Origin of the sequence: Alkalibacterium olivapovliticus, assembly GCF_003003275.1 — a bacterium.
Taxonomy (GTDB): Bacteria; Bacillota; Bacilli; order Lactobacillales; family Carnobacteriaceae_A; genus Alkalibacterium; species Alkalibacterium olivapovliticum.
In genome coordinates this window covers 14862-37314 of the sequence record NZ_PVTO01000002.1, presented here as the reverse complement: position 1 = coordinate 37314, position 22453 = coordinate 14862, and the positions used below count along the sequence as shown (strand labels likewise).

Annotated in this window: 21 protein-coding genes and 1 other annotated feature; of the genes, 20 read left to right on the top strand and 1 reads right to left on the bottom strand. The window is 40.3% G+C overall.

Annotated features, from left to right (window positions below; translation table 11 throughout):
• A complete protein-coding gene (locus tag CLV38_RS01175; RefSeq protein WP_106190429.1) occupies positions 1-690 on the top strand; it encodes an ABC transporter permease in 690 nt (229 codons plus the stop codon).
• Between the two features lie 55 nt (positions 691-745).
• On the opposite strand, the gene CLV38_RS01170 is transcribed toward CLV38_RS01175, so the two are convergent.
• Positions 746-1066 (bottom strand): hypothetical protein, encoded by a 321-nt coding sequence (locus tag CLV38_RS01170; protein ID WP_106190427.1) that lies wholly within the window; start codon positions 1064-1066, stop codon positions 746-748.
• Positions 1067-1377: 311 nt separating this feature from the next.
• On the opposite strand from CLV38_RS01170, the gene CLV38_RS01165 reads away from it, so the two are divergent.
• The 19 genes from CLV38_RS01165 to pknB all read left to right on the top strand — a co-directional run bounded on the left by CLV38_RS01165 (position 1378) and on the right by pknB (position 22449).
• Positions 1378-2250 (top strand): DegV family protein, encoded by an 873-nt coding sequence (locus CLV38_RS01165; protein ID WP_106190425.1) that lies wholly within the window; start codon positions 1378-1380, stop codon positions 2248-2250.
• Between the two features lie 114 nt (positions 2251-2364).
• Positions 2365-2411: a sequence feature (sodium ion sensor (DUF1646 type); this cis-regulatory element may regulate processes involved in with the transportation of sodium ions), on the top strand.
• Positions 2412-2452: 41 nt separating this feature from the next.
• Positions 2453-2806 (top strand): hypothetical protein, encoded by a 354-nt coding sequence (locus CLV38_RS01160; protein WP_106190422.1) that lies wholly within the window; start codon positions 2453-2455, stop codon positions 2804-2806.
• On the top strand, positions 2766-4724 hold the full coding sequence (locus tag CLV38_RS01155; RefSeq protein ID WP_106190420.1) for a V-type ATP synthase subunit I: 1959 nt from the start codon (positions 2766-2768) through the stop codon (positions 4722-4724). The genes CLV38_RS01160 and CLV38_RS01155 overlap by 41 nt, the downstream gene beginning before the upstream one ends.
• A 35-nt stretch (positions 4725-4759) precedes the next feature.
• Positions 4760-5236 carry a V-type ATP synthase subunit K gene (locus CLV38_RS01150; protein ID WP_106190418.1) on the top strand — a complete coding sequence of 159 codons (477 nt, stop codon included), beginning with the start codon at positions 4760-4762 and terminating at the stop codon, positions 5234-5236.
• A gap of 111 nt (positions 5237-5347) precedes the next feature.
• Positions 5348-5926: a V-type ATP synthase subunit E gene (locus tag CLV38_RS01145; RefSeq protein ID WP_106190416.1), complete on the top strand. Its 579-nt coding sequence runs from the start codon at positions 5348-5350 to the stop codon at positions 5924-5926.
• Between the two features lie 15 nt (positions 5927-5941).
• On the top strand, positions 5942-6943 hold the full coding sequence (locus tag CLV38_RS01140; RefSeq protein WP_106190414.1) for a V-type ATPase subunit: 1002 nt from the start codon (positions 5942-5944) through the stop codon (positions 6941-6943).
• The gene (locus CLV38_RS01135) at positions 6936-7247 is read left to right on the top strand and encodes a V-type ATP synthase subunit F (protein ID WP_106190412.1); all 312 of its coding nucleotides are present in this window, start codon (positions 6936-6938) and stop codon (positions 7245-7247) included. The genes CLV38_RS01140 and CLV38_RS01135 overlap by 8 nt, the downstream gene beginning before the upstream one ends.
• Before the next feature lie 66 nt (positions 7248-7313).
• The gene (locus CLV38_RS01130; protein WP_425427759.1) at positions 7314-9044 is read left to right on the top strand and encodes a V-type ATP synthase subunit A; all 1731 of its coding nucleotides are present in this window, start codon (positions 7314-7316) and stop codon (positions 9042-9044) included.
• Positions 9037-10413, top strand: coding sequence for a V-type ATP synthase subunit B (locus tag CLV38_RS01125; RefSeq protein ID WP_106190408.1), 1377 nt, complete (start codon positions 9037-9039; stop codon positions 10411-10413). The genes CLV38_RS01130 and CLV38_RS01125 overlap by 8 nt, the downstream gene beginning before the upstream one ends.
• A 5-nt stretch (positions 10414-10418) precedes the next feature.
• Positions 10419-11051 (top strand): V-type ATP synthase subunit D, encoded by a 633-nt coding sequence (locus tag CLV38_RS01120; protein ID WP_106190406.1) that lies wholly within the window; start codon positions 10419-10421, stop codon positions 11049-11051.
• A 136-nt stretch (positions 11052-11187) separates the two neighbouring features.
• Complete coding sequence (locus tag CLV38_RS01115) at positions 11188-12552, top strand: patatin-like phospholipase family protein (protein WP_106190404.1); 1365 nt, start codon at positions 11188-11190, stop codon at positions 12550-12552.
• Between the two features lie 98 nt (positions 12553-12650).
• Positions 12651-13268, top strand: coding sequence for a guanylate kinase (gene gmk / locus CLV38_RS01110; RefSeq protein WP_106190402.1), 618 nt, complete (start codon positions 12651-12653; stop codon positions 13266-13268).
• The gene (gene rpoZ, locus CLV38_RS01105; protein ID WP_106190400.1) at positions 13269-13481 is read left to right on the top strand and encodes a DNA-directed RNA polymerase subunit omega; all 213 of its coding nucleotides are present in this window, start codon (positions 13269-13271) and stop codon (positions 13479-13481) included.
• A gap of 154 nt (positions 13482-13635) precedes the next feature.
• Positions 13636-14835, top strand: a complete 1200-nt coding sequence (coaBC, locus tag CLV38_RS01100) for a bifunctional phosphopantothenoylcysteine decarboxylase/phosphopantothenate--cysteine ligase CoaBC (protein ID WP_106190398.1) — start codon at positions 13636-13638, stop codon at positions 14833-14835.
• Between the two features lie 13 nt (positions 14836-14848).
• Complete coding sequence (gene priA, locus CLV38_RS01095; RefSeq protein WP_106190396.1) at positions 14849-17263, top strand: primosomal protein N'; 2415 nt, start codon at positions 14849-14851, stop codon at positions 17261-17263.
• An 18-nt stretch (positions 17264-17281) separates the two neighbouring features.
• Positions 17282-18247, top strand: a complete 966-nt coding sequence (gene fmt / locus CLV38_RS01090) for a methionyl-tRNA formyltransferase (RefSeq protein ID WP_106190394.1) — start codon at positions 17282-17284, stop codon at positions 18245-18247.
• Positions 18234-19580, top strand: coding sequence for a 16S rRNA (cytosine(967)-C(5))-methyltransferase RsmB (rsmB, locus tag CLV38_RS01085; RefSeq protein ID WP_106190806.1), 1347 nt, complete (start codon positions 18234-18236; stop codon positions 19578-19580). Before fmt ends, rsmB begins: the two co-directional genes overlap by 14 nt.
• 73 nt (positions 19581-19653) lie before the next feature.
• Positions 19654-20412 (top strand): Stp1/IreP family PP2C-type Ser/Thr phosphatase, encoded by a 759-nt coding sequence (locus CLV38_RS01080; protein WP_106190392.1) that lies wholly within the window; start codon positions 19654-19656, stop codon positions 20410-20412.
• A complete protein-coding gene (gene pknB, locus CLV38_RS01075) occupies positions 20413-22449 on the top strand; it encodes a Stk1 family PASTA domain-containing Ser/Thr kinase (protein ID WP_106190390.1) in 2037 nt (678 codons plus the stop codon).
• Positions 22450-22453: the final 4 nt, after the last annotated feature.

Sequence of the window (22453 nt, the reverse complement as noted above, 5' to 3'; positions counted from 1 at the left end):
ATGCTGAATTTAGAAGGATTAGATGAATTAACTCAAATGAACACGTTGCAACAGCTGATTTATTATGTTCAGGAAAATGGATCTTATTTATGGGAACAGTTTTCCAGACACTTTCTTATCTCGATTTATGGTGTCCTGTTTGCTGCTATTGTGGCTATTCCAATAGGCTTTTATATTGCAAGGCACAGTAAACTGGCTGATTGGGTAGTGGGAGCGGCAAACGTAATCCAGACTATCCCATCATTGGCAATGTTGTCTATACTGATGCTGGGATTCGGAATAGGCGTCACGACCGTTATTATTACAGTATTTTTATACTCTCTGTTACCTATAGTTAAAAACACATATGCAGGGGTAAAGAATGTAGACAATGCATTAATGGATGCTGCTAAAGGTATGGGAATGACTAGATGGCAGCAGACGTACAAAGTTGAGCTGCCCATGTCCATTTCTGTTATCATGGCAGGACTTAGAAATGCTTTAGTCGTAGCCATCGGTGTTACAGCGATAGGTACTTTTATCGGTGCAGGTGGTTTAGGAGATATTATTCAGCGAGGAGTTAATGCTTCACAGGGTGGCGCAATTATACTGGCTGGTGCAATACCAACAGCTTTAATGGCAGTCGCAGCTGATTTAGTACTCGGTTGGCTGGAGAAAAAATTAGATCCATCAAGTCGCATTAGAACATAAAAAATAAACACTCTATAGGACAGCGAAGGCTGAATTTTCCTATAGAGTGTTTTATTTAGTTTACTATTCTGATATGTCTGATGTCTTTTGCATTTAACAGATAAGTTGTGTGGTTGTTGGTGGTTTTCAGTATGATTTGGGCTGATCGAGGAGAGAATGAAGCTGTTCCTCTATATTCGTTGATCTGATCCGAATAAGCGGTAGGATTGACCTGAACGATTATACGCTGCTGTTTTCTCACTGCCTGTTTTAAAAATAGTAACAACTGATTTTTGGGCATCTGCGGCTGAACTTTTGACAGATTTGAAAAAAGTGAACCGTATCCTTTTTTAAAAACGTCAAATATATGATGTGTTTCAATAGCTAATTTACTCATAATTACCCTCCCAGAACATATGTTACCTTTATTATATCTTACGAACATACATTCGTCAATCCGAAAAGCCGATATTTTTTGCAAATTATCCAGCAGGCAGGCTTAATTTACATGGAGGTTAAAGTGAAGGCTATGTAATGAACCACCGTACTGAAATGTTATAATTGAAGAAAACCGTCATTTTAATGAACTCAATTGGATGATGTCACTCATAACCCCATCCTTTTTTCTCTAAATGGACAAGTTTTATTTCTATTTAGCTGAATTAAACGTATAATAATAGATGGATACAATAAAGGAGTGGATGAAAAGTGGAGTACCAGTTAATATCAGATTCCTGCAGCGATCTGCCTTTAGACATAGTAGACAAGTATAACTTGGACATTGTCAATTTCACGACCAATATAGGCGGAGAAGACCTGGTTGATGATATGGGGAAAACATTTGATAAGGCGGCTTTCTTTCAGCGTTTGAAAAATGGAGAAACGGCTTCGACATCTCAAGTGAATGTACACTCATATATTGAGAAGTTCAAGAGCTACGTGGACCAAGGAATACCTGCTGTATACCTTGCCTTTTCTTCAGGATTGTCTGGGTCATACAATAATGCTCTTCAGGCCAGAGAAATGCTCAAGGAAGAGTATGGTGATATCGATTTATCCATCATAGATACGAAGGCAGCCAGTCTTGGAGAAGGCTTATTAGTCTATGAGGCTGCTAAACGTAAAAGCGAAGGCTACAGTAAAGAACAGCTGATTGAGTGGGTAGAGGAGAATAAACTCAATTACCATTCATGGGTGACTGTAGATGACATCAAACATCTGCAGCGTGGTGGACGCATATCAGCCACTGCTGCTACAGTGGGATCTTTGCTGAGTGTGAAACCGATTATTGTCATGAATCAGGAAGGGAAACTCATTCCTGTCGCTAAAATAAGAGGACGTAAGAAATCTATTCAGCATCTGATCGATCAGACGATTAATAACATCAAGGATGAAGAAGAACATGCGATTTTTATTGGGCATGTCGGAGTGCCGGAAGAGGCTGAACTGATCAAGACTCAGTTACTCGAAAAACTGAGCCCTGGAGAATGTATTATTTCGAGTTACGGTCCAACAGTTGCATCTCACACTGGATTTGGATCATTAGCAGTCTTCAGTTACGGAGAAATACGTCAGAATTAAACAAAGCATCTATTTTATTATGCCCTTATATCCCATTATATAAATATGTTCTAGTTGACACTAATTTTGCGAGTGTGCTATTATAAAATCTGTTAGTACAAATAATATGAATGCGGTTGGGCGTGAGCTTTCAAGGTTTATTTCTTCTAGGGCGAGAAGAAAGCTTGTTAGCTGCGCCCTTTTTGTCGAAAGGGGGAGAAAGATGAATCGTGAAGCTATTAATTATGTGAAAGAAGCAGAAGCTAGAGTTGAAGAACTCAGAGCCGATGCAGAAAAAGAAATAAAAGACATCAAAGAAGGCAAGGCTCTCAGAATCGATAAAATAAAAGAGCAAACTGAACATGAACTTGCCGCCTACCGTAACGAACAAAAAGAACAGTTGGAAACAAAGCTAAAAAGAGATGAAGATCTTCTGGAAGAGCAAGTAGCAACAGACGTTCAACGATTTAATGAAGCATACGAACAAAATAAAGAAAGATTAGCCAATCGAATAGCAGAGGAGGTATTGCATCGATATGGCCATAGCCAAAATGAAAAAGCTGACTTTATTAGCTGAACACGCTAATAAAGAAGCGCTGTTGAAAAGCGTTCAGGAAATGCAAAGTCTAGAAATCATCCCGTTAGCTGAAGACATGGAAGACGAACTGCTGAAAGACTTTGAAACGAATATCTCAAATAAAGCAGCTTCAGATATGGATACTCGTCTACAGGATATTGAATATTCAATAAATTACCTGAAGGAGTATATCGATCAGCCGGGACTGTTTGAAAAACTGAAATCTAAAAAAGAAGTATACTCGCTGAAAGATCTTGAGAAGCATGTAGAAAAAGCAGATATTGAGGTTATTTTAGATGACGTTTCAAAAATGGAAACTAAAATCAATCAGCTGGATGAGCAGATCAAAGATTTGAAGCAGGAAGAAGCCTTTCTCAGAAAATGGCGTGCACTGAATTTCATGCCGGAAGAAGTTAAAGGATTCAAGCTGATGGACGTTATTGTAGGCTCTGTTGATAAAGAGCATGCTGAAGAATTAGTAGAATCACTTAAAGAAAACGGTAAGATGTATTTCGATGAAATATACAGACGAAGTGATGAAGTTGCTTATCTTATCATTATACCCAAAGCAGAAAAAGCACATTTTGATCAGGTGATCGGCCAGTATAGTTTCAGAGCATTAAATTATAAACATGATCTCCTGCCGGAAGATGCCTTATATAATAATCTGACTTCTCAAAAAGAACGACGTGAAGAAAGACAGTCGACTATTGAGACCATGAGTAAATGGAAAGACAGATTTAAAGATTTAGAATTGGCGGAAGAATATTATTATAATATTTCTGAAAGGCAGAATGCTCAGTCACTGTTCATCGACAGTCATCATCTCTTCCTGTTATCAGGCTGGATAGAAGAAGATAAGGTAGCCGGGCTGAAAAAGAATGTTGAACGGACGATTGGGGATAACGAAGTTGTCATCCTATCTGATGATATTCAAATGAGAGAATACGCAGATGTTCCTATTGTATTGAAGAACAACAATCTGGTGCGTCCTTTTGAAATGATCACAAAAATGTTCAGTTATCCAAAATATAACGATGTGGATCCAACACCTCTGATGATGCCATTCTTTATGGTGTTCTTTGGAATAATGAGTGCGGATCTTGGATATGGACTACTGCTGTTTGGAGTGACACTTTTTGCATTAAAGGCTCTAAATATAGAAGGGTCGACGGGAAGTTTTGTTAAGTTCCTTCATATATTATCCTATCCGACTATGGCATTTGGTGTGTTCTTCGGAAGTTTCTTTGGGATCGAACTTCCCATACAAGTCTTTTCACTGCAGGATGATGTTCTGGAAATCATGGCGTTTTCTGTCGTGTTAGGATTAATCCATCTTCTCTACGGACTAATATTAAACGGAAAAATCAAGAACAGACAAGGGCAGAGAGCCTCAGCGTATGTTGATGGTTATGCCTGGTTCCTGATGCTGATCGGGTTTATCTTATGGATAGCCGGAGCAATGCTGCTCAACAATCAGCTGCTTACTCAAGTAGGTATCGGTCTGGTCGTATTAAATGCAGTTGGAATCTTAGCTGTATCAGCCATGTCGAGTTCCAATAAAGCGCTTGGCCTTGGACTGGGTGCCTATAATTTGTATGGCATTTCAGGATACGTAGGAGATATTGTCAGTTATACAAGATTAATGGCTCTAGGAGTCGCAAGTGCGAATATCGCTATGGCTTTCAATATGATCATAGGGTTCTTACCTCCTGTAGCCCGCTTTACAGTGGGGATACTCATAATCATCGCCTTACACACGTTAAATATTGCCTTAACATTCTTAAGTGCATACGTGCATACTTCTCGATTACAGTATGTTGAGTTTTTCGGGAAATTTTACGAGGGTGGCGGGAAACCACTAACTCCGCTTAAAATGCTTGAAAAGCATATTTGGATGGAAGATAACAACAATTAATAAAAATATAATTAATTAAATGGAGGAATAGGATAATGAGTAACTTTGAAATGTTTTTTGGTGACAATTTAGGATTTGTATTTGGTGCAATTGGTGTTGGACTGGCAGTAATCTTGTCAGGTATCGGATCTTCTAGAGGTGTAGGTTCTGCTGGTGAAGCAGCAGCTGCATTGACTAAAGAGCAACCGGAAAAATTTGGTCTGGCATTAGTACTTCAGATGCTACCGGCAACACAGGGTCTTTACGGATTCGTTATCGGGCTGTTGATTATCATCAACCTGTCTACTAATCTGGATGTTTCAACAGGGTGGTATTACATGATGGTTGGTTTACCTGTAGGATTCACTGGTTTGGTTTCCGGAGCTTTACAAGGACGAGTATCAGTTGCTGCTATGCAGATACTGGCACAAAAACCTGAACATACAACTAAAGGGATTATATTCTCAGCTATGGTAGAAACGTACGCTATCTTAGGTTTCGTTATCTCCCTGATGATGATCATCTTCATGTAAAAAATGATTTAAAAGGAATTTGGCATTCAGTGAAAGATAGTAATCCTTTTACGATTGAAACTAAATTCCTTTGTTTCATTTTATACTATTACTCTGAACAGGAGGGAAACCATGGCAGATTTAAAATTACTAACAGAGCGTGTTGTTGAAAAAGAAAAAGCAGTCATCAGAAAAGAAGTTGAAGAGGCCAAAAACAAGGCTGAAGATGATGTTCAAGCTGCTGAAGCACAAGAGGTTCAAAAACGCTCACAAACTAAAGATGATATTAAAGCAACATATGAACAGGAATACACAATTAAAAAAAATACCCTTGAAATTAAAAGAAGAAATGAAGTGTTAGCGGGTAAGCAAGTTATTCTGACTAACGTTTTCAAGGAAGCTAAAGATAAACTGGACACATTAAATTCAGAGTCATTCAAACAATTTACATCAAATGTACTGAAACAGTTTCAGCATGAAAAAGAGATTGTACTCAAACTCGGAGAAAAATCTGTTGGATCAATTGACAGTGCTTGGCTGGCTTCAAATAAACCGGCCCAGTTAACTGTTGTCCTTGCAGATGAGTCTGTACCAAAACAATCAGGATTACTGATAGAAAAGGATGGTATTGAATATAACTTCTTATTCGATGCTTTAATAGATGATGCTAAAATCGATATATTACCAGAAATTTCTAAAGAACTGTTTTAAGGGAGGAGTATTGAATTGAAAGATAGCGCTTATGGATCAAGTAATGTTCTCATACGTATCTATGAGAATGATCTCCTCACACGGTCTCATTTTGAGAGGATGCTGACAGCAGATACTTTTGAAGAAGCTGTTAATGTCCTGCGTGAGACACCTTACCGTAATGATGTAGAAAGAATCAAGGAAGATAAGAACTATGATTCAATGTTCATGAACGAACTGCACCAGACGTTCGACGAACTCTTTGATATCGTACCCAATAAAGAACTGATTGAGCTGGTCGGCCTAAGATATGCATACCACAATCTTAAAGTATTGTTTAAGGGAGAATTTACTGAACAGGAATTGGATCATCTTCTTATTCCTATCGGTCGATACCCTATTTCCGAACTCCGACAAGCTGTTCGTACAGGCGAATCTGAAGTCCTGCCAGTAGAATATTTGGATAGTATCAATGAAGTACTGGAAGATTACAATGAGTACCATAATGTACAGGCAGTGGATATCATTCTAGACAGACGGTATTTTACTCACCTGAGACTTCTGGCTGATCAGACAAAGGAAGACAAAATTCCTGAGTTGATCGAGACGTTTATTGATTATAACAATTTCTCCACATTGATCAGAGGAATGAAGCAGAATAAGAATAGGAACTTTTTATATACTGTTCTTTCAAGTTCAGGATCTATTCCAAAAAGCGATTTACTGGATATTGCAGAGAATGGACATCAGTATGCTTTGCAGTATTTCAGAAGCACAGATTACAGAAAACTGATGGAACGCTCGCTTGATAGTGAAACTAACGAGATTTCCACGGTTAAAGTCGATCAGGAAACTGATGATGCCTATATGGAAATTATGAGAACTGCAAGATTGGAATCATTTGGACCGAAGCCCGTATTGGCTTATTTATACGCCAAAGAGATCGAGGTCAAAAATCTTCGTCTGATTCTTTCCGGTAAAGAAAATGGTGTGTCATCAGAGGCAGTAAGAGAAAGGATGCGATTGAACTATGCCTAGTAAAATTGGAGTCGTAGGGGATAAAGAATCCGTACTGGCATTTAAGATGCTTGGTTTCTCAGTTTTTTTCGCATCAGAAGCGAAAGAAACACGCCGATTGATCGATAGCTTAGCGGATAAAGATTATGGTGTGATTTATTTGACGGAACAATTGGCAGAATTAGTTCCAGAAACGATTACGCGCTATGATGCTAAAATGAAACCTGCCATCATTTTGATCCCTAATCATGCAGGCTCACGTGGGATTGGTAAAAAACGTGTGCAACAGAATGTCGAAAAAGCAGTGGGTCAAAATATTTTATAGGAGGGTACGAATTTGAGTAAAGGAACAATTGTCAGTGTTTCAGGCCCTTTGGTTACAGCAAAAGGGATGCAAACAGCTAACATACAAGATATTTGCCGAGTCGGGAAATTAGGACTGATTGGTGAAATTATTGAAATGAGAGACGATGTCGCGTCTATACAGGTTTATGAAGAAACATCTATGGTTGGACCGGGAGAAGAAGTTGAAACGACAGGAGAAGCGTTATCTGTTGAACTGGCTCCAGGAATGATTTCACAGATGTTCGATGGTATCCAAAGACCCTTAGATGAATTCATGAGAAAAACGGCTAGTAACTTCCTTGAAAGAGGAATGACTATCGAACCATTGAACCGCAGTACAAAATGGGAATTCACTCCTTCAGTAGAAGAAGGAACTGAAGTCGTTGAAGGAGATATCGTTGGTATAGTTCAAGAAACTAACGTTATTGAACACCGTATTATGGTTCCGCATGGTGTTAAAGGAACAGTTAAAACCATAGCAAGCGGTTCATTCACTATTAGTGAAACGATTTATGTTCTGGAAACAGAAGATGGAGACAAAGAGTTTACAATGACTCAGAAATGGCCTGTACGTAGAGGTCGTCCAATCAAACGTAAATTGAACCCTGTAGAACCACTGATTACAGGACAACGTGTTATCGATACACTATTCCCTGTAGCTAAAGGTGGAGCTGCTGCAGTTCCTGGTCCTTTTGGAGCCGGTAAAACAGTTGTTCAGCACCAGATCGCTAAATGGGCTGATGTTGATTTAGTTGTCTATGTTGGGTGTGGAGAACGCGGAAATGAAATGACGGACGTTATCAATGAGTTCCCAGAACTGATCGACCCTAATACAGGCGAATCAATCATGGCGCGTACTGTATTGATAGCAAACACGTCTAATATGCCCGTAGCTGCAAGGGAAGCCTCTATCTATACTGGAATCACAATCGCTGAGTACTTCCGTGACATGGGCTATTCTGTAGCTGTTATGGCTGACTCAACTTCAAGATGGGCAGAAGCCCTTCGTGAAATGTCAGGGCGTCTTGAGGAAATGCCCGGTGATGAAGGGTATCCAGCATACTTGGGATCACGTCTTGCTGAGTACTATGAACGTGCAGGAATGGTCGTTACTTTAGGCTCTACTGAGCGTAAAGGGAGCATCACAGCTATCGGAGCGGTATCCCCTCCAGGAGGAGATACGTCTGAACCCGTTACTCAAAACACATTGCGCGTAGCCAAAGTATTCTGGGGACTGGACAGTGCATTAGCACAACGTCGTCATTTCCCTTCAATCAACTGGTTAAATTCTTACTCATTATATAGTAATGAAATGAATGACTATGTCGGTAAAAAACTGGATGTGGACTGGAATACGATGGTCACACGTACAAAAGCATTGCTTCAGGATGAGTCGGAACTTCAGGAAATAGTTAGACTTGTAGGAGTAGAATCATTATCTGAACGTGATCGGTTGAAACTGATCGTTGCGCGTATGATACGAGAAGACTTCTTGCAGCAGAATGCATTTGACGATGTTGATACTTATACATCTCGTGACAAGCAGTATGAAATGCTCCACACTATTTTGACATTTGAAGATCAGGCTGCTAGAGCAATGGAATTAGGTGCATACTTTGATGAGATTACCAAAGGCACTGAGAACGTTGTTGAACGTATAGGCCGAATGAAATTTATTCCAGAAGAAGAAATGACTAAGATCAAAGGTATTCGAGATCAGTCAGAGAAAGATATCCAGACAGTATTAGAGAAAGGTGGTGTAGAATCAGATGCTTAAAGAATATAAAACAGTAACCGAAATCGTTGGACCACTGATGACTGTCCAGGGTGTCGAAGGAGTCAAATTTGACGAGCTTGTAGATATCGAACTACAGACAGGTGAACGCCGAAGAGGTCAGGTACTGGAGATCAATGGAGATAAAGCTGTTGTTCAGTTATTTGAAGGATCTACTGGTATCAACTTAGAAGACACCAAAGTTCGTTTCTTAGGAAAACCATTATCACTAGATGTTTCTGAAGATATGATCGGACGGACTTTCGATGGTATGGGACGAGTCAATGATGGTGGACCTGATTTGATTCCTGAAAAAAGCCTGGATATTAACGGTATGGCAATCAATCCAATCGCCAGAAATTATCCTGATGAATTTATCCAGACAGGGATTTCAACAATTGATCACTTAAATACGCTTGTCCGTGGACAGAAACTACCTGTATTTTCTGGTTCTGGACTTCCTCATAAAGAACTGGCTGCTCAGATTGCCAGACAGGCGAGTGTAACTAATGCGGATGAAAAATTCGCGGTTGTATTTGCGGCAATTGGTATCACCTTTGAAGAAGCCGAATACTTCATGAACGACTTTAAGAAAACTGGAGCGATCGATCGTTCTGTACTCTTTATCAACTTGGCAGACGATCCCGCTATCGAACGTATCGCAACACCAAGAATGGCATTAACAGCTGCTGAATACCTTGCTTTTGAGAAAGACATGCATGTTCTGGTTATCATGACAGACATGACTAACTATGCAGAAGCTTTACGTGAAATTTCAGCTGCTAGACGTGAAGTGCCTGGACGTCGAGGTTATCCTGGTTATCTGTATACAAACCTGGCTACATTATATGAACGTGCCGGACGTCTGGAAGGAACAAAAGGATCTGTTACTCAAATTCCGATATTAACTATGCCGGAAGATGATATTACACACCCGATTCCTGACTTGACTGGGTACATTACTGAAGGACAGATCATATTGTCTCGAGAATTGTACAACCAGGGGTATCAGCCGCCAATCGATGTTTTGCCCTCTCTATCCCGATTGAAAGATAAAGGGACGGGTGAAGGAAAAACAAGAGGAGACCATGCTCCAACGATGAACCAGATTTTCTCTGCTTATGCGCAGGGGAAAGAAGCGAAAGAGTTGTCAGCGGTCTTAGGTGAAGCTGCATTATCCGATACAGATAAAAAATATGTTGAGTTTACAAATAAATTTGAAAAAGAATATGTTAACCAGGGGAACTACACTAAACGTACGATCCAGGAAACCTTGGACTTAGGTTGGGATCTGCTTAAAGTATTGCCTCGTGGTGAATTAAAACGTATTAAAGATGATATGCTGGACAAATACTTGCCAAAGGGAGAGTGAGGTAGATGGCTAAATTAAATGTCAACCCCACTCGTATGGAACTGGCCAATTTAAAGAAACGATTAAAATTGGCCACCAGAGGACATAAATTGTTAAAAGATAAACAAGACGAACTAATGCGTCAGTTTATTCAGTTAATTAGAAAAAATAATGAGTTGCGAATCGAAGTTGAAGAAAAGCTTGAAAAAGCCATGCAGTCATTTGCGATGGCAAAATCATTATTACACGAAAATTATATTGAAGAACTGATGGCAGTGCCTAGTCGAACAGTGTCTTTGAATATCGATCGTAAAAATATCATGAGCGTTCGTGTGCCTCAGATGAACTTTCATTATGATGATCATACGAGTGATTCTAATGATTTGAGCTATGGTTATTTAAACTCCAATGGTGAATTGGATCTGACATTCGAGGCTTTGACTGAAGTCATGCCGAAAATGCTTGAGCTCGCAGAGATTGAAAAAACGTGTCAGCTAATGGCTGATGAGATTGAAAAAACGAGAAGACGAGTCAATGCATTAGAATATATGACGATTCCTCAACTGGATGAAACAATCTACTTTATTCGAATGAAGCTTGATGAAAGTGAACGTTCGGCCATTACTCGTTTAATGAAAGTTAAAGATATGGGTCAATAACTAAATAAAACAGTAAAAGCAGGGGAACAGGTTGAAAAACCTATTCTTCTGTTTTTACGGTTGTACATAGTGTAACGCTTTGTAACCGGTCAGTTCTTAGATATACTTAAGATAACGTGAAAGGTGGCTCAGTTTGATGAATCATTCTTTTTTCTTAGATGACAGTAAAAAAAGAGCGTTGGTCTTTGGCGGCGGAGGGTCTAAAGGCTCTTATGAGATCGGCGTATGGAAAGCATTGGATGAACTGGAGTATAAACCGGACATTGTGACAGGGACTTCCGTAGGGGCTCTTAACGGCGCATTATTTATACTGGGAAATGTAGCGGAAGCAGAAAAGATGTGGAAGCAAATTGAGACAGGTAACGTACTAGATATTAAGGGCCCATTGAACATTAGAAGCTTTAAAGATTATAGGCGGACTCTGACAGGGTTTCTGATCAAAATTATCAGAGAAAAAGGAATCAGTTCAAAACCGCTCGAGGATATGGTCAATTCCTTTGTCGATAATGAAAAAAAAATTAGAGAAAGCGGCATTGAGTTTGGACTGTCTGTGACCAATTTAAAAACGATGGCAGTCGAATACTTTTTCTTAGATGATATTGAAGAAGGGAAGTTAAATGACTATTTATTGGCCAGTGCGTCTGCTTACCCGGCTATTCAGAAAAAAATGATAGATGGTGTCCCGTATGTTGATGGCGGCTATAGAAATCAAATTCCCATTAACATGGCACTGGATAAAAAACCGGATCAGGTGATTGTGGTCGATATTCATGGACCCGGTCTCTTGAAATATGACAATCGGTTCGAAGAATGCGACTCGTTATGGATCAGAACCAAATGGCCTCTGGGGGATATGTTATTATTTGACACCCACCGGACAGAAGTTAATATCCAACTAGGATACTATGAAACACTGAAACTGGCTGTGCCTGAAAAATACGCAGGTGTCTGGTATACATTTTCTTATGAGAGTGTTCAGGAAGAGAGAGCCCCTTTTTATACTGTGCTGCATGAACTGCTGAATGGACATAGAACTCGTGGCCTCTATCATTTCATCAAAGAAGAGGACCATCAGCTCCCTTTACTGAAAGAGCTGACCAAAAGATGGAAAACAGAGATTACAGAAAAGAATATGTCGCTGGCTATGCTTGAACTGACGGGTAAAGTATTTAATATGATTCCTGACCGAAAGTATGAAGTGGCTGACTTTCAGGATGAGATCCGTCATCGGTTAACTAAAATGAGAGATGAAGAACACCTTGATCCAGTTGAAGAATTTCAGCCCCGCTTTATTTTGAGCGGAAAAGAATGGTCAGAAGAATTTTTTGAAGGGTTGCCCATGATATCTAACAGATCCCTGATCAGTCAAATACTGGATAAATTGGAAGATGACACAATGAACTGGGACAACCCTTTCTACAGATTGCTCATCATGACTCGGCCGTTTCCGTTTGTCATTGCTCTATACTGTAAATACTTACTGGAGAAGCAAGATATATAAAGATATATTAGTTAAAATAACATTTCATTTTACTGGATATATATGGTAGAATTGAGGATAAGTTTTCATTGAGAAATTGTGTCGGGAAGGAAGTACAGATGAAAGATAGAGGATTGTTGATAGTCTTGTCTGGACCTTCAGGAGTAGGTAAAGGGACAGTTAGAAAAGCTATTTTTGATAATTATTCAAATGAATTTGACTACTCTATATCAATGACTACACGTCATAAACGTGCTGGGGAACAAGAAGGCATTGATTATTTTTTCAGAACCAAAGAGGAATTTGAACGATTGATCGCCGAAGATGGACTGCTGGAATTTGCCGAATATGTAGGGAACTATTACGGGACTCCCCTAAAATATGTCAATAAAACACTTGATGAAGGAAGAGATGTCTTTCTCGAAATCGAAGTGCAGGGCGCTTTAAAGGTGAGAGAAAAAATGCCGGAAGGTATATTTGTATTTTTATCTCCCCCTGATCTGGAAGAATTGAAGTCACGTATTGTTAATCGCGGGACTGATAGTGATGAGATGATCGAAAAGCGTATGCATAAAGCTGCTGAAGAGCTGAAACTCATTCAGTATTACGATTATGTAGTGGAAAATGATACAGTCGAAAATGCGGCTCGTAAAATTCGAAACATTATTGAAAGCGAACACCTCAAGGTTACAAGAAATCTAAAAGAATACGCTGAAATTATAGAGGAGATGGAATAAATGCTTTTATACCCTTCACAGGATGATTTATTGAAAAAAATCGATTCAAAATACTCACTTGTCATATTGGCTGCTAAACGTGCCAGACAATTACACAATAATAAACAAGCATTGATGCTGGATTCTTATCAAAGCAAAAAAAATGTGGGTAAAGCATTAGAAGAAATAAAATCAGGCGATTTAGTTATTGATCCTGACAGCATTACAAAATAAAAAGGTTGAAGCCTCTGTTCATCTGTTTGTTAAAGACTCGTTCTTTAGCAGGCAAGTTCAGAGGTTTTTTCTAGTGATTGCGCAAGTCTAACTATTATAAAGACTTCGCAGCAGATAATTGGTAAAATAGAAAAAAGACTGATGAGGTGGAGAAATGATAGAAGGAAAAAAAATCGCTTTATATGTAACAGGTGGAATTGCAGTGTACAAAGTGGTGGATTTACTGCGGGAACTGATCAAACAGGGAGCTGAAGTACGAGTGGCAATGACGACCAGTGCCTGCGAGTTCGTTTCTCCTTTGACGTTCCAGGTACTGAGTAAATACACGGTTTACACTAACACCTTTACAGAAGATAATCCCGAAGTCGTTAATCACATCAATATTGCGGACTGGTCTGACTTTTCTGTTGTCGCTCCACTGACTGCTAATACGCTGGCAAAGCTGGCAAACGGCATTGCTGATAATTTTGTCACATCTGCTTTACTGGCGACGACCAACCCGGTATTCGCAGTCCCGACGATGAATGCTAATATGTATACAAATCCTGTGACGCAGGAAAACATTGAACGGCTTAAAACTAGAAACTATAAGGTTATGACACCAGATACTGGGTTTTTGGCAGAAGGATACAGCGGACAAGGCCGTTATCCTGAAAAGAGTCGCATCATTGAAGAATTGGAATCTTATATACACAGTGTTTCCAACGCCCTTCCCCTAAAAGGGAAAAAGGTCATTGTGACTGCGGGTGGAACGAAGGAGCGAATCGATCCTGTAAGGTATATATCGAATGATTCCTCAGGTAAGATGGGCCATGCGCTCGCTATAGAAGCCTGGAAACAAGGAGCAGATGTCACGCTTGTATCAGCCAGTCAACTGGAAAGCCCAGCTTATATCGCCCGGGTACAGGTCGAATCAGCACAGGACATGCAGGATGCTGTCTTAAAAGAGTTTGATCACGCAGATGCTGTTATAATGGCAGCAGCTGTTTCTGATTATGCTCCTGTTAAAATGGAAGAGCAGAAAATGAAGAAAAAAGATGAGCTCACGTTACAGTTTAAAAAGAACCCGGACATCTTAAAAGATCTGGGACAGAAGAAAAAGACCGGGCAGGTTCTTATAGGCTTTGCTGCTGAAACTCATGAACTTCTGAATTATGCTGAAGAAAAACTGACTGCCAAGAATGCTGATCTGATTGTAGCCAATCAGGTCGGCGTGAAAGATAGAGGATTCAATGTAGATCAAAATGAAGTCACATTGTTGTCTAAAAATAATCCTCCCCGCACTATTAGTCTTCGTAATAAATCAGACATTTCTGCTGAAATAATCGAATGGCTTATTAATTTTATGAACTGAGAGGATATTTAATATGTCTCTACTTGCAGATGTTATAGTAGATGTTCCGACACTACAGACTAATCAACCGTATTCCTATAAAATACCCGACCAGTTCGCCGAGTTTATCCAAAAGGGCATGCGTGTAGTCGTTCCTTTTGGAAAAGGCGGGAGAACAGTTCAGGGGTTTGTTGTCGGATTCAATAAGGAATCAGATTATTCAGGTGATTTGAAAGCGATCCAGTCTTTAATGGACAATACACCAGTTCTTAGTGATGAGCTGATAGCACTGGGAAAAGATTTGGCTTACAAGACATTCAGTTTTCGGATCAAGTGCTATCAGACGATGCTTCCTGCAGTTCTTAAAGCGAAATATGTCAGGCAAATTCATCTGATAGATGAGGTTGATGAAAAAATCCTTTTCGATCTTTTCAAAGGAAAAGACAGTATCACCTGGGAGGAAGCGGAGAAGCTAAAGGCTCTGGACTTGGTTCTCAAACTGGAAAAAGAAAATAAAGTCCATATCGATTATGAAGTAAAAGATAAAACAACCACTAAAAAAGTCAAGTATCTTAAACCGTTGATGACGTTTGAACAGCTGGAAGAAGAAAAGATGAGTATCTCAAAAAATGCCCATAAACAGGTCCTGTTTTTGAATCTCCTTCAGCAGATAGCAGAAGAAGAGCTTGTAGAAGTATCCAAATTTAAGGAATATGATCTGTCTTTAGCTCAGCTGCGAACGGGTGAGAAAAAAGGGTGGTGCGAGATTATTGAAAAAGAGGTGCTGCGTGATCCTTTTGCGGCAATCACTTTCGAAACGACATCCCCGCTCGTCTTGTCGCCAGATCAGTCTGCAGCTTTTGAAGCGATAAATGAGTCAGTGCAGTCTGATGAGCATAAAGTATTTCTGCTCAAAGGAGTCACAGGAAGCGGTAAGACGGAAGTCTATCTTCAAACGATTTCAGAAGTGATCGATAAAGGGCAGGGGGCATTGATGCTGGTTCCTGAAATTGCTCTGACACCTCAAATGGTTGAACGGTTTAAAAGTCGCTTCGGTGATCAAGTAGCGGTACTCCATAGTGGCTTATCAGATGGGGAAAAATACGATGAATGGCGTAAAATCGAAAGAGAAGAAGCGAAAGTAGTCGTTGGTGCACGCTCCAGTATTTTTGCGCCTCTAAAACATATTGGCCTGATTATTATAGATGAAGAACATGAGACCACGTATAAGCAGGAGGAGTTTCCTAAATACCATGCGAGAGATGTGGCAATATGGCGTGGACAGTATCATAACTGTCCAGTTATACTGGGAAGTGCTACTCCGTCTCTAGAATCTCGCGCACGTGCCTCTAAAAAGGTCTATACGCTTCTAGAATTGAAGGAACGTGCCAATAATGCGTCTATGCCTGAAGTGAAGGTCGTGGATATGAGAGATGAAGCCAGAAATGGAAATCGCTCTACTTTTTCAGTCACTTTAAAAGAGGAGCTCCTCAAGCGAATCGAGAAAAATGAACAGTCAGTGTTACTGCTGAACAGAAGAGGGTATTCCTCATTTGTCATGTGCAGAGACTGTGGTTTCGTATTGGGGTGTCCAAACTGCGATATATCTCAAACACTTCATATGGATACTAAAAAGATGAAATGTCATTACTGTGGCCATGAGGAACAGATTCCCCGCACTTGTCCGGCCTGCCAGAGTCAATCCATCAGGTATTACGGAACAGGCACACAAAAAGTTGAAGAGGAGCTGCAGGAGCTGATCCCACATGCGCGTATTATTCGAATGGATGTGGATACAACCAGAAAAAAAGGCGCTCATCAAAAACTGTTCAAGCGGTTTGAAAAGAAGGAAGCAGATATACTGCTGGGAACACAGATGATAGCTAAAGGCTTGGATTTTCCAGATGTTACTTTAGTTGGCGTAATCAATGCGGACACGTCCCTTGGATTGCCCGATTTCAGATCGGCTGAGAAAACGTTTCAGCTGCTGACGCAGGTCAGCGGACGTTCCGGAAGAGGTGAAAAGACCGGAGAAGTCATTGTGCAATCCTTCAATCCGGATCATTACGCTATTCAGCTGGCCAAACACCATGATTATGACGCTTTCTACAAGAAAGAAATGAATTTAAGGCGGCTGAGTGATTATAGTCCGTACTATTTTCTGCTGAAGCTTTCCGTCAGTCATGAAGATGAGATGACAGCAGCAAAAAAAATCCATGAATTTGTCCAGTTTTTGAAGCCGTCTCTATCTGAAAAAGCGATCATCCTTGGACCGACTCCGAAGTCGATTGCCCGGACGCATAATCGCTATCATTTTCAGACCTTAATTAAATATAAAAATGAAGAAAAATTGAAAGAAGCCTGCCATGAACTCTTACAATCTACTCAAAGAGAACAGGCGAAAGGGTTATTTATATCGATCGACTATCAACCGATCGATTTCATCTAATTAGAAAGGAAGGAACATATGCCTAAAATTGTATTTATGGGAACACCTGAATTTTCGGTTCCAATACTCGAAGGATTAATACAAGAGGATGACTATCAGGTCATTGCAGTAGTGACTCAGCCCGATCGAAAGGTCGGACGAAAAAAAAAGCTGACTGCTCCTCCAGTAAAACAGAAAGCGTTGGAATATGATATACCTGTCCTGCAGCCAGAAAGATTGTCTGGCTCTCCTGAACTGGATCAGATTATAGAGATGGCGCCTGATCTACTGATTACAGCTGCATATGGTCAATATGTTCCGACCAGATTACTGAATGCCCCCCCTTATAAAGCGATCAATGTTCATGCTTCTTTGCTGCCTAAATATAGAGGGGCTGCGCCGATTCATTATGCGCTTATAGAAGGGGAGAAAGAAACCGGCGTAACCATCATGTATATGGAAAAAGAAATGGATGCCGGTAACATTATTTCTCAGCGGTCGATTCTGATCGATCAGACCGATACGGTCGGAACACTCTTTGATAAGTTGAGTCTAGTAGGAAAAGACCTTCTGATAGAGACGCTACCAGCTATTTTCAGTCGGACCAATCAATCAGTAGAGCAGAATGTAGCAGATGTTACCGTTGCGCCAATGATTTCTCCTGAAGAGGAAAAAATCGACTGGCAGACACGTGCTGATAAAATAGAAGCAAAAGTTCGTGGGATGAATCCTTTTCCGGGAGCCTACACGATGTTAAATGGCAAGCGGTTCAAGATTTGGCTTGCTGAAGCTATAGAGGCTCAAAACAATCAACAACCTGGAACAATCGTTAAACTGACAAACAAAGAAATGTGGGTTCAATGCGGAGAGGCTACAATACTGTCACTATTACTGGTACAGCCATTTGGAAAACCGAAGATGGCTATCGAAGATTATCTGCCCGGAGCCATCAACCATTTAACAGAAGGAGTAAAATTTGAAGAATCAGAAAATGAACGAGAATAGTCGATACCTCGCCTTAGTTATACTGGAAAAAGTTGAACGGAATCAGTCGTTCAGCAACATAGTCTTGAATGAAACAATCAACAAACAAAATTTATCTAAAGAAGATGTTGGTTTTTTGACTGAACTGGTCTATGGTGTCATTCAAAATAAACTGAAGCTGGATTTTCAGCTTGAACCCTTTATTAAGAAACAGAAAAAAATTGAAAGCTGGGTCAGGCAATTACTTAGACTGTCCTTGTACCAGATGACTCTGCTGGATAAAATACCGACCCATGCTGTAGTAGACGAAGCTGTTCAGATAGCAAAATTTAAAGGACATAAAGGAATCGCCGGATTTGTAAATGGCGTACTGCGATCGATCGACCGTAAAGGCGTCAGATCAGTTGACGATATCCAGGATCCAATCGAAAAACTATCTGTATCCTTCAGCTATCCGACTTGGATCATAGAATTGCTGGTCGATGAAGTGGGTATTCAGGAAACGACAGAGATCGTTGAATCATTAGCTTCTCGGGCTAAAGTCAGTTTAAGAGTCAATACGCACATGAAATCAGTCGATGAGGTCATGTCACAGTTAACTGAAGAAGGCTTTCAGACGAAAAAAAGCCAGGTGTCCAGCAGCGGGCTGATTTCTCAAAATGGTCTGCCCGTTACTTCTTCTCTTTTTAAAGAAGGAGTCATTACGGTTCAGGACGAAAGCTCCATGCTCGTAGCTGAGGCACTCCAGATAAAACCGGAAGATCGTGTATTGGATGCTTGTGCTGCACCTGGTGGAAAAACAACGCACATTGCCACTTACCTTGACACTAATAGGGGTGGAAAAGTGGTTGCTTTAGACTTGCACGAGAAGAAGATAAAAAAAGTGACTGAAAATGCCGATCGTTTAGGATTGGCTGATGTAATCGAGACACATGTAATGGATGCAAGAGACAGCGTAAATCATTTTGCGTTGAATTCTTTCGATAAAATACTGATTGATGCTCCTTGCTCAGGACTCGGACTTATGAGAAGGAAACCGGATATAAGGTATCAGAAACAACTAAAAGATATAGAAGCGCTGCAGAAAGTGCAGCTCGATATTTTATCGTCTGTCGCGCCCTTGTTAAAATCGGGTGGACGACTGGTATACAGTACCTGCACTATTACAAAAAAAGAAAATGATGAAGTTGTTAACGCCTTTTTAGAAACGCATAAAGACTTTGAGATTGAACCAGTATATACTGTAAATGAAGAGGTAAGAGTGACAGGAGATGATTTCCTGCACTTATATCCGCATCAGCATAATACTGACGGCTTTTTCATAGCATCATTAAAAAAATCAGAAATCAACTAATTATTGCGAAGGGCAGTCAGTGTTCTACTGGTTTGTCTGCCGCCTACATAGGGTAAACTTGGAGTGATTTAAATTGGATACTTACAAACAGACGCATATAGGAATGAGAAACTCTAATCAGGATTATACAGACTTATTTTATAATAAAAGCAATCAGTTACTGGCTGTATTGTGTGATGGAATGGGCGGTCACAAAGCGGGAGACATTGCCAGCGAAATGGCTGTGCTGCTGCTGGGGCATCACTGGAAAGGAACGACCTTTGTTTCGCCTGAAGAAGCACAGGAATGGCTTGAGGTCCATATCAATATGGCTAATCAGCGTATCTACAGAGTAGCTAAACAATACAGTGATTTTCAAGGTATGGGAACAACTCTGGTTGCTGCCGCGTTTATAGACGACGGTATTCTCATTGGGAATATTGGAGATAGTCGGGCTTACCAGCTCAGCAGAGACAGCAAACAGATGACGGTCGTGACGGAAGATCATTCTTTCGCCAATGAGCTTAGACTGACAGGCGAGATTACAGAAGAAGAAGCTAAAATCCATCACCAGAGACATACACTGACCCGATCATTAGGGGTCTTTGATAAAGTCAGTATCGACTTTTTTGAATTAAATAAACAAGACACTCAATTGGTCATGCTGTGTTCAGATGGACTGTCTAACGGCATCGAAGAGAAAGAGATGAAAAACATAGTGTTAATGGAAAAGGATTTGAAAGGCATATCAGATCGACTGATTGAAACCGCCTTGAAGAATGGATCGACAGACAACATTACGGTCTGTCTGATCGAACTGGATACATCATTATTAGAAAGGAGGGGAGAGTAATTGATTCCTGGAAAAAGAATAAGCAACCGGTATAAAATCATAAGAGAAATCGGGTCCGGCGGTATGGCTAATGTCTACCTTGCAGAAGATCTGATTCTGGAACGACATGTTGCTGTCAAGCTGATGGCTTATAATTTCCATAATGATGAGGCCAGTATTAGACGGTTCAAAAGAGAAGCGCTCTCTACAACTGAACTGACACATCCGAATATCGTCAACGTTGTTGATGTAGGAGAAGACGACACACCGTATATCGTTATGGAATTCGTAGACGGCTATGATCTGAAGGAGTTTATTAAGCAGAATCAACCGATCCCCTACAAAAAATCGATTGAAATCATGTCTCAAATTTTAGATGCAGTAGAATATGCACACAATCACAATATTATTCATAGAGACTTAAAACCGCAGAATATTCTGATCGATCATGATGAAAATGTTAAAATAACTGATTTTGGAATAGCGGTCGCTCTTTCTGAAACATCTATTACTCAAACAAACTCATTACTTGGATCTGTTCATTATATTTCCCCGGAACAGGCGAGAGGAAGCATGGCAACGAAGCAGTCTGATATTTATTCTCTAGGTATTTTGCTGTTTGAATTATTGTCCGGTAAAGTGCCTTTTGATGGTGAATCGGCTGTCTCTATTGCGCTGAAACACTTTCAAAATGATATGCCTTCTTTGAAAGACAGGGACAGCTCTTTACCGCAGGCACTTGAAAACGTTGTGTTAAAAGCGACTGCAAAAGAATCATCAGTGCGTTACCAGTCAGTCGCAGAGATGAAAACGGATCTGATGACATCCCTTTCTGAAGAACGGAGCCAGGAAGCTAAATTTGTACCTGTTCCACAAACAGACGACACAACGCGTATGCTAGAGCCTATCAAACCTGTAAAACAAACTGATACTAAAGTGTATCAAAAAGAAAGTGAAACAGATTCTGCTGAAAAGGAAACGGATAAGACAAACGGTCAGTCAAGGAAACGAAGACGCAAAGGCTTACTGTTCGTTATTATTCTGCTGCTGGTTCTGATCAGCTCACTTTTGGTTTTCAGTATGACGAGACCACGAGAAGTTTCGGTACCTGATCTAGCTGGATTATCTATTGAAGAGGCGGAAGACGAGCTTGGGGCATTAAATCTACAGATCGGTGATATCGAAGAACGCCACCATGAAGAAATCGAGAGCGGATTAATTATCCAGTCGAACCCTAGCACTGATGCAATCCTGCGGGAATATGCAGCAGTTGACCTGATCGTTAGTCTTGGAGAAGAACTGGTCTTGATGGAAGATTATGAAAATGAATCATATGAAGATGCTAGAGCTGAACTGACTGAATTAGGATTTACAGTCGAAAGAGATGAGGCCTTCAGTGATGATACTGCTGAAGGAAATGTGATGTCCCAGACTATTGAAGCTGGAGAAGAAATTGTACCTAGTCAAACAACAGTGACTTTAACAGTAAGTAGAGGACCAGAAGGATTTGCACTTAGACGACTGATTGGATATTCCTCAATTGGGGTGGACGATTATGCCAATGATCTGAATTTGTCTGTCACGATCACTAATGAGCCTCATGACAGTATTCCAGAAGGTCAAGTGGCCAGCCAGTCTCCTGAACCGGGTACAACCGTTTATCCAGGCTCACGTATTTCAGTTGTCTTTTCAACAGGCCCTGAAGAACCGGAATTCATCAGCTTCGATAAAGGCATCATTATCGAGTATGAGCCAGTCGAATCGCAACCGGATGAGTCCGATACTGATGAAGAGGATACGGAAAGTGACGCTGATGAAGAAACAGATACAGATGAAGAAGACGAAAGTGCGCCAGATAATACAGAACCCAATGAAATTGAAATTTATGTTGAAGATGCAGAAAACACATTCGATGAGGTTTACAGAAGGTTCGATATTTTTGAAGATACTCCTGAGATCATCACATTTATTGTGGAAGAAGGTCAAACGGCAAGTTATAGAGTAGTCCGCAATGGTGAGACTATTATTGAAGAAACGGGTATTGGACCAAATGACTAGAGAG